General features: G+C 34.3%; 6 protein-coding genes and 1 pseudogene. 5 read left to right on the top strand and 2 right to left on the bottom strand.

Annotation, left to right across the window (positions count from 1 at the left end):
- Positions 1–38 precede the first annotated feature (38 nt).
- The gene (locus tag CAB05_RS22690) at positions 39–4283 is read left to right on the top strand and encodes a S8 family serine peptidase (protein WP_280527177.1); all 4245 of its coding nucleotides are present in this window, start codon (positions 39–41) and stop codon (positions 4281–4283) included.
- Between the two features lie 266 nt (positions 4284–4549).
- On the opposite strand, the gene CAB05_RS11730 is transcribed toward CAB05_RS22690, so the two are convergent.
- Positions 4550–5443 (bottom strand): 3-hydroxyacyl-CoA dehydrogenase, encoded by an 894-nt coding sequence (locus CAB05_RS11730; RefSeq protein ID WP_088000019.1) that lies wholly within the window; start codon positions 5441–5443, stop codon positions 4550–4552.
- A 264-nt stretch (positions 5444–5707) separates the two neighbouring features.
- On the opposite strand from CAB05_RS11730, the gene CAB05_RS11735 reads away from it, so the two are divergent.
- Positions 5708–6604, top strand: coding sequence for a LysR family transcriptional regulator (locus CAB05_RS11735; protein WP_088000020.1), 897 nt, complete (start codon positions 5708–5710; stop codon positions 6602–6604).
- A 946-nt stretch (positions 6605–7550) separates the two neighbouring features.
- Entirely contained in the window at positions 7551–8531 is a 981-nt protein-coding gene (locus tag CAB05_RS11740; RefSeq protein WP_088000021.1) for a LysR family transcriptional regulator, read from the top strand.
- A gap of 181 nt (positions 8532–8712) precedes the next feature.
- Here the strand turns inward: CAB05_RS11740 and CAB05_RS11745 are convergent.
- A pseudogene (locus CAB05_RS11745) lies at positions 8713–9369 on the bottom strand (DJ-1/PfpI family protein).
- 488 nt (positions 9370–9857) lie between these two features.
- On the opposite strand from CAB05_RS11745, the gene CAB05_RS11750 reads away from it, so the two are divergent.
- On the top strand, positions 9858–12971 hold the full coding sequence (locus CAB05_RS11750) for an Ig-like domain-containing protein (protein WP_088000022.1): 3114 nt from the start codon (positions 9858–9860) through the stop codon (positions 12969–12971).
- Positions 12972–13393: 422 nt separating this feature from the next.
- Positions 13394–14845, top strand: a complete 1452-nt coding sequence (locus tag CAB05_RS11755; protein WP_088000023.1) for a spore germination protein — start codon at positions 13394–13396, stop codon at positions 14843–14845.
- Positions 14846–14940: the final 95 nt, after the last annotated feature.

Here is a 14940-nt window from a genome sequence, read left to right on the forward strand (position 1 = left end):
CTAATCAGGATGAAGCGATGACAAGTGTAGTGGTCGAGATGGAAGGCGCACCTGCCATTCAAGTTTTGCCGAATTCAGAGTATTTAGGCGCGACCTCCAAATCTACTGAAAGAAAGTTGAAAGAAAAAATTGAGAGTTTAAAATATTCGCATGGGACAGTATTACAAAAAATAAAAGAAAAGAGAATTCCATTCAACAAATCAAACGAATATACGTTTACATTTAACGGGATGTCATTACAAGTTCCCAAAAATAAAGTGGATGAATTGCATTCCCTTCCAGGCATAAAAGCAATTTATCTTGATCAGGAATATCATGCAAACTTAACTAAAAGTGTTCCTTTAATAGGTGCTCCAGATGTTTGGTCTAAGCATGACAATAATAATCAAGAAGTTACTGGTAAAGGAGTCACAGTCGCTGTAATTGACACAGGCGTGGACTATGATCACCCAGACCTTGGCGGGGCTTTCGGACCAGGGCATAAAATTCTTGGAGGATATGATTTTGTGAATAATGATAATGATCCTATGGATGATCAAGGTCATGGTACTCATGTGGCTGGAATCATAGGAGCACATGGAAATATGCAGGGCGTGGCACCTGACGCTTCGATAACAGCTTATAAAGTCTTGAACCAAGATGGTTCAGGTACTACATCCAATATCATTGCTGCTATTGAAGCTTCTATCTCACCGGACAACCCATACCCAGCAGATGTCATTAATATGAGTCTGAGTGGTCCTGGTGATGGGACTGATCCCGTCTCCATAGCCTCCCAAAATGCGGTAGATGCCGGGGTTGTTGTTGTTGCGGCAGCCGGAAATGATGGCCCTAGTTATGGGACTATCGGTGCTCCAGCTATTGCCGAGGGGGTACTTGCTGTTGGAGCAAGTATAAGTGGTATTAAAGTTCCTGACGCGAAGATGGTTACCCCTGTTGAAGGGAATTTGTCCGTTACGCGCCTTGGATTTACAGCAAATCCTCCTGAAGCGCCCATCACACGCGAGCTGGTAGACGTCGGAGTAGGGGGACTGGAAAATTACGAGGGTCTAGATGTAAAAGGAAAGATTGTACTTATTCAATCGCCTCAAGGTGTAGAACCAATTCAACATTACTATAGGGAGGCAATTACAGCACAAGAAAAAGGGGCGGAGGCTGCGATTTTTTTTGCGCCTGAGCAATCTGGACCTGTTTTTAAATCAGGAGATACTATGCAATCTCACTATACATCCAATCCTTATGAAAAGTTAAAAGGACAGCATCAATTCCTGACAGGTTCATCTATGGACGGTCGGCTGGAAACTCTGGTAGCTATGAAAATTGACGGTACAAAAGCTGAGGAATTAAAGTCCAACTTGGCCAAGGGAACTGTCAAAATAATGATTACAGGAGTAGATGCAACAGATCAAATTGCTGACTTTAGTTCACGTGGTATTTACGACGTCAATGCAAAGCCTGATTTAGTCGCACCAGGTGTTGAAATAAACTCAACTTACATCAAGAGTCAGAATAATGAGTCTGGTTATGAAAGATTAAGTGGAACAAGCATGGCAGCCCCTCATGTGGCCGGTGCAGCTGCCCTTCTAAAACAGCTCAAGCCTTCCTGGAATGGTAGTGATATTTCCAGTGCTTTAAAAGAAACGGCTAAACCACTATCATCATTTGATTTACTTACACAAGGGGCTGGAAGATTGGATGTAAAGGCTGCTGCGGAAACCAATGTGGTCGCCTCACCTAACGGCTTAAATTTTGGAATAGCTGATCTAAAAGATTCAAAGATTCATAGAAGTGCTTCACTATCATTAAGCAATTACGGCGAAAAACCGGTTGATATAGATTTCACTGTAAGAGACGATACAAAAACTGAGGCATCCGTTACAGTAAGTCCATCTAATATTCATTTAGAACCAGGTAAACAGGTCAATGTTGAGGTAAATATTAACATGAATCGACCAGATCAAGATACGGATATCTCGGGCTGGATAGAAGGAAATATCCAATCTGCAAAAGAACCACAACATATTCGAGTGCCATACAAGTTTATTACGAGGCATTTCCAAATTACTGCATCACCTGATCCAATAGGATCGACAGTAAGTGAAACAACAGCCTATATTTATAGCCCGGTTTATCTGACACAAGCTCCTAAAGTGACGGTTAGAACACCAAGTGGAAAAACAAAAGAAGTGACGGCCATTTTTGATCATGATCGTTGGTGGAAGGTGCCCGTGCAAACTGATGAAGTGGGAATATATCGGATTGATGCAAGTTCCACAATAAAAGATACGAAAAATATTGAATCTACAATAATAGGTTCTGGTTTTCTGGAAAAATTACCTGCAGTTAATGAACACGCTTCAACCTGGAAAACAATTGGCCCTTACTCTAATACAGGACTGATGAATTTTGACTTAAAAAATTCTAATAGCATGACAGTTTTACCATCATTGAGTCTATCATTTTTCCGTTCTGAAGATAAGGCAGAAACTTGGCATGAATATCGAGGTTTCCCTGTAGCTGGAGGATTACCTCGTGATATAGCAGTTGATCCTTCAAATGAAGAAAATTTATATGTAGCTATTAATTCAAGAGGTCTTGATCTTACTTATGAGGGTAAGATTGTGGCTAGTAAAGACGGAGGAAAAACATGGAAGACTTTAGCCTTTCCGAACATAGGGATAGTGGATCTAGAGATTGATAAAACTGGACAGAAATTAGTTGCTATTTCGCGAAACGAGGTATATGTCAGCACGGACAGAGGAATAAATTGGGTGAAGATGCCTGGAAATTGGTCATTTCTTAATAAAGTAAAACTTCTGAATAATGACCTTTATGTTTCAGCAAGTGAAGATTTTATTAACTTTGGTATTTACTTGTTTAAAGATGTATTCTCTGGGTTTTCTAAATCTAATTTATTGTTTGAAGCACCTGGATTTTTAGCTACTAGAGAGATTGATGGCAACGAAGATATTTTAATAACAGGCACTGATAGTACAGGACCGAATCATGGAGTGTTCGCTTCTTACAACAAAGGTAAAGATTGGATAGAAATAACACATAATAATATACCATTTAAAAGTATAGCCCGAATAGAAATTATTGATGGTGAAATTTATATTGGGACATTTTATGATGGGATTTGGAAAAGTAATGATAATGGTAAAACATGGAAAGAGATGGAAAAACCACTTCCTGGGAGTAACTCACTAGAAATAGATTTTGCATTGGGTGGAAAGTCTTCTCCTAAAGGGATGCGACCATTTTATGTATCTTCTGAACAGGCAGGGATCTATCGAACTGAGAATAAAGGTGAAACATATAAACGAATTGGTATTCCCGGAGCGAATGTGTATAGCCTGGCTATTTCGCGCAATTCTAAAGGATATCAGTTACTTGCAGGGACTGACTCAAACACATACATGACAGCGTTACCAAATCAAAATAAGGTCGATTCCTCAATATTAGAGTGGGGAGCGGCAGAAGGTGAAGGTAGAGCAGGAGAAAGTGTGTATGAAATTGCTACTTCTCCATCAGAACCTAATGTTGTTTACAAGATACGCTATAGTGCTTGGACTGGACTGTATGTTTACCGAAGTAATGATGGAGGCAAAAAATGGGATCAAAAATTTGAAGATGGTGGGGTCCCATTAGCTATGCATATTAGTCCAACCGACTCCAAGCAAATCATTATTTCTTATTACAATTCTGATGGACCGGGTATCTTTATAAGTAAAGATGCTGGGGAGAATTGGAAAAAGATTAAACAAAAACACTCATTTACAGCTATTGTAGCTGCTAATTCAAAGAATCCTAATCGAATTTGGGCCGGTGGCAATGAAGGTTTATTCTTGTCCGAAGATATGGGGCAGACTTTCAAAAAAATTCAAAACACTCCTGTGAGCAGTATTGCGGTTGACTCACAAAATCCAGACCATTTAGTAGTCGGAGGAAACTATTTATATAGAAGCACAGACGGTGGTAAATCATTCGAAAAAGCAATGGTTGCAGGCAGTAATGAGCTAAACATGTTTATTACTGATATTATTGTTTCCCCTAATAATGGTAATATCTTTTATGCAGCCTCGGGTGCTTTTAGAAAAAGTGGGCTTATTAAAGGAGGTCGAGGTGTGTTAATGAGTATTGATGGAGGGAAAACTTGGACTAATGTATCCGAGGGACTAGAGAATAAAAATGCTACAGCACTTGAACTTTCTCCAGACGAAAAATATTTGTTTGTAGGCACACAGGGTGGCAGTGTTCATAGAATGAAATTAAATAAATAACAACATTAAAAAAATCTTCCCCATTCCGCTTCATGGTGGAGTGGGGAATTTTTCTATAGTTTGATTAGGCGTTGCCGAGGGAACCATCAAGAATAGTGTATCCAAAAGACGATAAGGCGCAACTGTGAAACTCAGTGAAGTTGTTAAAATTTTTACTGAGTGTGATAATAAACTATGAAAAATACATAATTCAAAATGTCTAATTCTCTAACAGCTAGAGAATTAGTAAAAAAATCACAACCGATAATGGTTGTGATTTTTTATTACTACTTTAAGAAATCTTCGGCTAAAAATCTAGGATTTGGATATTTATAGAATCCTTCACCTGCTTGTTTTCCTAGTTTTCCTTTATCAATAAATTCTCTTTTCAAATAATCCGCTATTTTAGCACCTTCTTCATTACCTTGATCTCCTAAGGATTTACCAACGTTATATGCTGTATTAATTCCAATAATATCTAGCCAAGCAAAAGGGCCAAATGGTGCACCTGATGTAAGCATCCAAGTTTTGTCAATTGATTCTGGATCAGAAATTCCGTTTACAAGCAACGTTTGTGCTGCTAGTAAAAACGGAATAAGAAGCGAATTCATCACATATCCTGGTTGTTCTTTATGAATCGGAATTGGAACCATTCCAATTGCTTTAGCAAATTCGATGACATCTTGAAAGATTTCTTCATTTGTTCCAGAGTGTTTCATAATTTCTGCGACATTAAATTTCCATATTTCATTAGCGAAATGCAATGCTAAGAACTTTTCAGGTCTACCTGTAAATTCGGCGAATTGACTTGGTAACAATGTTGAAGAGTTAGAAGCAAAGACTGTTTTATCTGGTGAAACATTTGCTAAGTTTTGATAGAAATCTTTTTTAATTTCAAGCAATTCAGGAATCGCTTCAATAACTAAATCCGCATTTTCTACTGCCTTCGCTAGATCGGTATATAGTTTTATACGATTGTATGCCGCTTCTAATTCTTCTTGATTAGCACCGATATCTTCTTTGTAACGTTCCATGTAATTTTTTAAACGTGTATCTGCCATTTCTAACGCTTTTTCATTTATGTCATATAAGCATACTTCAAATCCCTTAAATGCTGTTTGGAATGCAATTTGACTTCCTAACACTCCTCCACCAGCAACTGTAATACTTTTATAATTCATATATATTGCCCCCTAAATTTTATTAACGTGATTCTTCCCTTTTTTATTATCCCCCAACAATCATGCACTTATATTACTAAGAATAAACAATTTCCTTTAAAAGATAGATTTTGATAAATATAGTAGTTTCTTTAGTTTTTCAAGTCCTAACTTAAATATTCTAATCAGGATGATCATTTGTATTTATTTTATAATTTCATTAATATTAAAGTAAAATTAATCCTAATTAAATAGAATTAAGCTCAACTTAAATTGGAGGTAACTATGTATTTAGAACAATTAGAATATATTCTTGAAGTTGCCAAAACAGGTTCGATTATTAACGCTTCAAAAAATCTGCATGTATCTCCATCAGGAATTAGCCAGTCAATATCGCAATTAGAAGACGAATTTGGAGTGAAAATATTTAGTCGATCTAGGGGACAAAATACTGTACCAACGTATGAAGGCGAATTAATAATCAAACAAGCCATTCAGATTATGATGAACCTCCATAATCTTCAAGAAATGGTTGCTTCTTTTAGCTCTCTGAATAAGGGGGGGATGAAGGTAGCAGCTATAACCGGTGTTATGCCATTCTTGCTACAAGCAAGATCAAGTCTTAAGGCTGATTATCCTCAGATTGATTTACAAATAACTGAAAGTAGTACAGAGGATATTATTCACGATGTGAAAAAACATAACATTGATATAGGATTGATTGCTGTAAATGAGTTGATTATTGATAGTGATTTAAACAGTGAAGTGTTATTAGAATCGAAAATTAAGGTTTATGTAAATAAAAATTCTTTGTTAGCTTGTAACAAAAGGGTAATGCCTCAAGAACTAATGAAATTTCCTTTTATTATATATAAAGATGACTATTATAATTGGTTAACTCAGGAGTTATTCCGTGATTTAGGAAATATTGAAATTGTATTTACATCGAGTAATGTTGATGTGATTAAAAGTGCTGTTGCAGAAGATATAGGTATAAGTATAGCACCGGATTATTACATGAAAAATGATCCATACATCCTAAATGGAATGTTAATCCCTCTCGAAATAAATGTAAATAACAAAATTACTAATATTTCCATTCAAATGGTTTGGTCAAAAGATATACATTCATCCAACTTGATCCATAAATTTGTAAAATATTTGAAGGCAAGTTTACAGTAACAGTCCATGATGATTATTTCATAATAATGTAAGAGTAATGATTAATTCATTTCTGAAAATTAGTAATCAAAACTAGAACATTACTATTATTCCAACAACGATAAAAACAATAAAAAGAAATGAGTAAGAATTTTATATAGGAAGCCGATACGATATTGCGTTAAAAGATAAGACCTGATCCTAACCGAGCAGGTTTTTTTGAATAACTTTTTTATTCGATCGACACTTTTAATTTATTTGAAGATTTGAATGAAATTCTATTGTTGCTATATTAAGTGGGTTAAGAGGTGAATAAAATCAACTACCTAATGAGGAAGCCATTTTAGTGAATAAAATATTATCAACTTATATTTAAGTTGTACTTAATTTTATTTAACTACTATTAATTTTACTTTAATAAAAATGAAACTATAAAATAAACATACATACCTTTAATAGTAAATTTAAGTTAAATAATTAAATTTACTACTTTGTGCATTTCCAAAAGTTCTAAATGACTATTCCATCATTAAAGGAGGTTTTGCTTATATTGCGATAAAGGTGAACTTTTAATAATCGAAAATTTTTATTTGAAAATGGCACAATTACTCATGAGCAGGAACAGTGGTAAATAATTCTTTACCTGTAACTGTTAATCGAATCACCTCTAAATAATTCATTCACAAAAGAATCTGTTATTGATGTAAAAGGGTATGCTGCTGTACCAAGTAAAGAATGAAATCATTCAAAATAAGAGTAAAGACTAATGGAGATGGATTTAGCAAAGAAGATAGTCCATTTACAATTCGAATAAAATTATTATAATTAACTAATTTCATACAGATATACATAGTAATTGTTTCAAATATCAATAGTGTTCAGTAAAACTTAAAAGGTGTTCGCCATGTTTGACAGTATGGTGATCAACTTATTATTAAATAGGTTGTAGTAGATTAAACACTAACTGATGATGAATATGACAAAGATGGTGAAAAACATGGAGTTGAAACAATTAGAATATTTTATAGCAATTTGTGAAGAAATGCATTTTACAAAGGCTGCAGATAATTTAAGAATTGGACAATCTGCTCTAAGTTACCAAATCAAGGCCTTAGAAGGCGAGCTTGGTATTCTACTTTTTGACAGATTGGGTAAAAAAATAGCCTTAACTGAGGCAGGTAAAATTTTAAAAGGGCATAGTCATAAAATTATAGACACGATCAAAATCGCTAATGATGATTTACAGGAATTACAAACGCTTAATAAAGGCCGGTTAACAATTGGTGCACTTTCTGGTGATTTAAGTCATATTGCTTCAATGGCATTATTAGAATTTCATTCCATCTATCCACATATACAATTACAATTTTTTGCAATGGATGATGTCGTAAAAAAAATAAAACAAAATGCATTTGACCTAGCATTAACAATTATTCCGCCTGATGATGACCAATTAAATATGATACCTTTATATGAAGAAGAATTTTACCTAGTCGTACATGCTAATCATGAATTAGCAAACCAAAGCGATGTAGAAATTGGTGACTTACAAAATATACCGCTTATATTAAATCCAAAAGACCATTGTTTTAGACATTGGTTTGATGCAATATGTGCTAAACAAGGGATATTAATCAATCCCATTATTGAGTCAACCGATATTAAAGCGATTATCAACTTTGTTATAAATGGGAAAGGCGCAACTATTTTATCAAGTAGACTATTTAGAATAGAAAATAATGGTCATTTAAGTACAATTCGAATAAAACCGTCTCTCATTAGAAAAGTAGCAATTGTCCATCATAAACAAAAACATATCGGTGCTGCAGCCAAAGCATTTAAAGCTTTATTGAATTCTTATTTAGAAATTTACAGTTGGGAAAATAGTGACCGTTCTAGCACACCTAAAAAAATGGTTCTATCGCAATCTAATAAAGAGTTTCTATAGAGTATTTTTTGTTGCAGTGTGTTTTATAGAATGATTTAGCATTTTAAATCTATTAAAATTGGTGCGAAATTATAGGAATAATGGTATATAGGGTTTAAATGAATGAGACCCAATACATATAAGTATTGGGTCTTTCAGATAAAGAATTACAACATTAAACAGTCTGATACAGGAAAAAGTACTATACATTTGGCTCCGGTTTTGCAAGCTCTTGTAACATTCCTCCAATTTGTACAACTAACAATGAAGGCGCTTTCTTTGGTGAGCCCGCGTCATACGGTGGCTGAGGATCGTTTTCCAAAATCAGTTGGAAGCTTTTCCTTATATCTTCACCTAATTCCCATGCTAATAGATGAAGTACCATATCAATACCTGAAGAGACACCGGCTGCAGTAACAATTTTGCCTTGATGAACCACTCTCACATCAGTTGGAATTGCACCAAGTGATTTAAGTAGATCGAAGGATCCCCAATGGCAAGTTGCTATGGTTCCATTTAATAAAGCTGCTGCGCTCAATATTAGAGAACCGTTGCAAACCGACGTAGTCCATTTTGTAGTTTTATGCATATGGCGAATCCAATTTAACGTTTATTCATCATTCATGGGAGTTTTATAATTTGGTGGACAGCATACAGGTACAACAAGAATCTCAGCTGAAGTAACTTCAGAAAAACTATAATCAGCATGTAAATATCCCATATTTGAGTCCAGTTTAATTAATCCTTTTTCTTAAGCGACAAACTTCACTTCACATTTCAGTGAAGAAGAAAATACTTCGTATGGACAAATTGCATCCAATGCCGTGATTCCATCAAAAAGCATAATTGCGATTTTCATTGTGATTCCTCCATTGGTGTAATTTTGAACAACTCCTCAATAATTTAATACCTATAAGGGGTATTGATTTTTCTGATTTTTGAACAATTGAGCAAATGTTAAATAAAAAGTTCCTATACTAGTTTATCCTCATTTTTTATGATATTTGACATTTGACTTAATAATATTTCCATCATTTATGGCAGAATTTTATGCAAAATAGAATCATGGAATCATGATAAAAAAATCTTGATTTAATATATTGCTAGGGATTTTTTGCGCGGAGAATGCACAGGTTGCTAACGTTCTCTTCTTCATCAAAATCATCAATCATTATGTTCGGAAATCCAGTATTGATAAGGTTTATGTGTACTCTTATCATTAAGTGAGTGATAGACAATTTAAGAGATAGTAAGTTTCTTAAAATGTGTTTTAACATGAAGGACTTTGATTTGATATTAATCTACTGTTTAAACAGTTGAATTAATATAAAAAAAGGAGGGAAATAAATGAAAAAAAAGGACATTAATCGTATCACAACAATGACAATTATTTTTAGTTTATTCTTATCACTGTTTAGCAATTTGACATTTGCATCAATTAAAACAAACGGTGAATCAGCGAATAAGTTACTAAATAATCAAATTGTAAAACTTAAACCAAGTGAATCAACTGTAACTTTTAAGCTGTCTGAAGAAAAGAAGGTAAAAGTTGAAGCAGAATTTAAGGATGGTACAAGTAAAGATGTAACAAAAAAAGGTCAATGGATTTCACAAGATGAGAAAGTAGTAACTGTATATGATGGGGTCTTAAAAGCAGTTTCTACTGGATCAACAAATGTACAATTTAAAATTGGTGCAGCTGTGACTACCATTGATGTAACTGTTTCATCAAGTGGGGCAATTCAAAGTGAAAAACCGCATTCACCGAAAATTGTTTCATTAATGCTTTCAGCTTACAATACTACCTATTTAGATGAAGGTGAAAAAAAGTCAATTCAATTGAAAGCATTGTACAGTGACGGTTCAGTTAAAGATGTGACGAAATCAGCAATATGGAGATCGAGAGTTACTTCAATTGCTAATGTCTCAGATGGTGTAATTACTGGTATATCACCAGGAGATGTTGCGTTATACGTAAAATACTCGACTTTTCCAGAGATATTGTTCTTTGTTTCTGTAAAAGAAAAAGTAATGGAAGAAAAAGGTTTAGTACTTTCTCCAGGTCAGTTAAGATTAGAACAAACTGATAAACCAGTCCAGGTTGAAGCTTATACTAAAAGCAATTTTGATACTAAAGATGTAACAAGTATTGGCAAATGGAGTACATCAAATTCTAATGTTGCAGTTGTTAATAGTAGCGGGGAGATTACTCCTGTTGGGGTTGGGGAAGCTTATATTTATTTTAGGTACGATAAAATGGTAGGTACAATACTAGTGAATGTTGTTAAGCCAACGAATCTAGTTACAGACACCCCGATTTTAGAGATTTTACCTAACGAATCAGTTGGGGCTGTGTTGAATGAAGTATTTAATGATGGGAATTCAAAAGATGTGACAAACGAGGCGAAGTGGACAATTGAAGATACTAGCCTTGCATCTGTAACAGAAGAAGGTATAGTCAATGCAAGAGGAAAGATTGGTAAAACAAAACTGATTGCATCTTATCGAACTGACGTTCATTCTCCAGTTGAGATTGAAGTGATTGTTACGAATAAATTAACGAAACCTAGAGTAGTCGGTCTTACTGCTTCATCGTATCATTATTTTTTAGGATTAGGTTATGAAAAGGAAGTTTCAATTAAGGCAGTATACAGCGATGGATCGATAAAAGATGTAACTGATTCTGTTGAATGGATTTCATCTAATCCATTTTTTCCAGCCTATGTTGATCTTAATAAAATTTACGGAGCATCGAAAGGAAAAACCATACTTACTGCGATATATAATGGCAAAATGGTGCAGATACCTGTAACGGTTTCAGATAAATATGGTCCTGCCCAGCCTCCGATTGCTAAGTCAATTTCAGTCACACCAAATGTGGAAAATATGATGGTAAATGAACAGAAGCAATTAAAAGTTGAAGTGACTTACACAGATGGCAATGTAGTGGATGACACACCTTATGCAATTTATAAGTCAGATAATTCAAGTGTAGTTACGATTAATAATAATGGACTTCTAACAGCCGTTGGGACAGGCACAGCGAAAGTTAGTGTTTGGAGTGCGGGGTATACGGAAAGATTTACGATTGAAGTAACAGAAACTCCTTCTAAAGATGGTCTAAAACGAATGGTTGATCTTGAACCGAATGAATCGGATATTTCATTTACGTTAAATGAACGTACACATCCGTATACAATTAAAGCAGAGTATCAGGATGGAACGACTGAAGATGTTACGTTAAAGGGTAGAAGCACCTCTTTAAACCCTAATATTGTAACAGTAGAGAATGGTGTGCTAACGGCAATCGCACCTGGAACTACTCAAGTATTGATCAATCACGGTACGAATATTGAAATTTTAAATGTTACGATTCTTCCTGAAACTTCTACACCAGAACAGGATTTAAAAATGGAATCATTACTATTCAACAAATTTGATGTTGTAGTTCAAAAAGATAAGTTATTTCCTTTACGAATTTCAGCTCAATATAATGACGGTTCTCAAAGAGAAATCACGAAAAACATTCAATGGACTTCAAAGAAACCATCTATTGCTGTGATTGAGGAAGGGAAAATAACTGGTAAGTCAAAAGGAAGTACGACTGTTATTGGTAAAATTGAGGGTCTTCCTGATATTGAAATTCCAGTTACTGTAAATGAAAAGAGTGGTTATGGTGATTTATTGGGTATTGATTTAAGTGAAGGCATGTTATTAATGCAGACAGGTGATGAACCAGTTGATGTAATTGCCTTTGCGGAATATACAGACAATAATGTAGTTGAAGTTGATACAGATGGAAAATGGGAGTCTACTGATGAAAGTGTAGCAACCGTTGATGAAAATGGGAAAATTACACCAGTTGGTCCTGGTGAAGCATATGTATACTTCCGATATCATAATGGATTGAACGATGCAGTTTGGGTAAGAAATATTAAACCATATGCATTGATACTAAGTAATACAGATGTGGTTTTAGAACCAAATGAGTCATTGATAGTGTCTCTAGATGCTGTTTATGGTCCGCGTGATGTCTTTGAAGTCACAGAAAATGCAGAATGGTCGGTAGCTGATAAATCAGTAGCAACAATTACAGATTCTGGACGAATCGTTGCCCAGTCACCAGGAAAAACAACGATAACGGCTTCTTACATGGGAATTACAAGAGAAATTAATGTCGAAGTAGTCGTTAAACATGCGACCCAAGTTTTAGGGATTTTTGCAACTCCGGATTATATTGTTAGCTCAGCAGGTAAGAAAACAAAAATAAAAATTAATGCAATCTATAGTGATGGAACAATAAAAGATATTACTTCAGAAGCAACTTATAGATTATCGAATCGTGATGTTGCAGATACAACAACAGAAAATGAAGTTGTTGCTGTATCTGAAGGTGCTGCTATCGTTATGGCTGAATATGAAGGATTTTATACAATTATTCCTGTAGTTGTCAATCAATAGTCAAGAAAGCCTCAATTCCATTAAATTAAAAAGGTTCATTTATAAGTATTTAACACTTTGAATAAAGAAAACTGCAGTAAAGAGAACGAGTAAAATAAGATAGCAAAAAATAACCTGTATCTAATACTTATACTGAACTTAGATACAGGTTATATATCTAAGTCGAGTATTTGGATTACTAGCTTTAGTTATTAAAGAAATGACAATATGGTTGAATAAGAACCAGTATTTTCAATTGAAACTGTGTTAAAAATTATAATAAAGCATAATAATTGATAAAACCTTCTTAATGTAACTGAGTGCTTTCATTAAAGAACTGGCTGCAAAAATAGCGGCCTTTTTCTTTTTCGAAAGGTGCTGGTTACGTAAATAAGTATAGTATTTTGAGATTCTCTAATACTAACTTTAAGGGAGGAAGAAGGATGACTACCATAGAAATTCAAAAATGGCTTAAAGAAAATATTATAAATATAAAGAATACTTTTCACGATACATCTGACCTTATCATAAGAAACATAAAGGTAGGCTTCAAAGGATCTGTCGAAATAAATCTTGTGTATTTGGACGGAATTATTGATTTAGATCATATTCAGGAATATGTGGTCAAGCCTTTATTGGAAGAATTCAAGACTGTTGGTTTTAAGGAATCACTAATTGATCAAATAATTGAAAGAATAATTGATTCGGCAGATGTGAAAACTACTACTCAGTATAAAGAATTGACCGATGCAATCACGCAAGGTAGTACAGTTTTACTGATTAATGGTTATCAAATAGGCATAATTATCCCATCTCCTAAGTGGGCGGAAAGAAGTATTGAAGAATCAATAGGCGAACGTTCAGTAAGAGGTCCACAAATTGGATTAACGGAAAAAATGAAAACTAATATTAATTTAATAAGAAGTTCATTAAAAACTCCCGATTTTTGTGTAGAAACATTTGAAATTGGCACTACTTCACCAACATCTGTTTCTATATTATATATAGAAGATATTGTTGATAAAGGGATATTAAAAGAAGTTAAAAAGAGGATAAAAAGTCTTGCTATTAAGTATGTCCTTAGTGAAAGAGTATTGGAAGATGTATTAGAAGGAAAACCAAGGTCTTTTTTTTCTCGAGTAAGACATTCAGAACGAATTGATGGAGTGGTATCTTCCTTATTTGAAGCAAGAGTGGCAATTATTGTTGATGGGTACCCCTTCGCCATCATAGCCCCTGCTTTATTTATTGATTTTATTCAGGCACCTGATGAATATCACATATCACCCGGCAGGTTTACTAACCGAATAATGCGATTGGTCGCCTTTATATTAGGTGTATATCTGCCTGGCGTTTATGTTGCGATAGCAAATTTTCATAAAGAAGATTTGCCAAACAAAATTTCAAAAGCAATCATTTCCAAGGATGAACTATTACCAACCTTTTGGGAAATTTTTATTCTGTTATTTTTGATAAAAATGTTAATAGATGTTTCGTTTCGTCTTCCGAAAAGTGCGGTAATTTTGGTATCTTTAATTGGAACAATAGTAATTGGCCAAACGGCGGTTACTGCAAAATTAATCCACCCAGTCAGTCTAATAATTATAGGGATAACAACTCTTTCTAGTTTCATAGTAGCTAACAGAGGACTAATTGGAGCTGATGCTACTTTAAGACCAATCTTTTTAATTATTGCTAATTTTTTTGGGTTTAACGGTTTAATCATTGCTACAACAATTCTAATAATTTATATGGCGAGTCTAAAATCAGTAGGTGTTCCCTATTTGTCACCTTTTATTCCATTTAAAATGAAGGAACTTAAAGATACATTTTATAGAGGAGATTTACAGAAACTTACTAAAAGCAAACATTCCTATATAGAAGATAATGATTAATATTTGTATTGTGAAAATTTACAACACTATTTACCACTACTTTAGTCAACCTCTATTGATGTTGGCTTTTTTTATTCCATGAGATCTGCAATTAT

This window comes from Gottfriedia solisilvae (assembly GCF_002128405.1).
GTDB classification, from domain to species: Bacteria; Bacillota; Bacilli; order Bacillales; family Bacillaceae_G; genus Gottfriedia; species Gottfriedia solisilvae.

Excerpts from the sequence above, each read along its gene's own strand:
- CAB05_RS22690 (WP_280527177.1), top strand. The coding sequence starts at position 39 with ATGGAAGGCGCACCTGCCATTCAAGTTTTGCCGAATTCAGAGTATTTA.
- CAB05_RS11755 (WP_088000023.1), top strand. The coding sequence starts at position 13,394 with ATGACTACCATAGAAATTCAAAAATGGCTTAAAGAAAATATTATAAAT.
- CAB05_RS11735 (WP_088000020.1), top strand. The coding sequence starts at position 5,708 with ATGTATTTAGAACAATTAGAATATATTCTTGAAGTTGCCAAAACAGGT.
- CAB05_RS11740 (WP_088000021.1), top strand. The coding sequence starts at position 7,551 with ATGATGAATATGACAAAGATGGTGAAAAACATGGAGTTGAAACAATTA.
- CAB05_RS11750 (WP_088000022.1), top strand. The coding sequence starts at position 9,858 with ATGAAAAAAAAGGACATTAATCGTATCACAACAATGACAATTATTTTT.
- CAB05_RS11730 (WP_088000019.1), bottom strand. The coding sequence starts at position 5,443 with ATGAATTATAAAAGTATTACAGTTGCTGGTGGAGGAGTGTTAGGAAGT.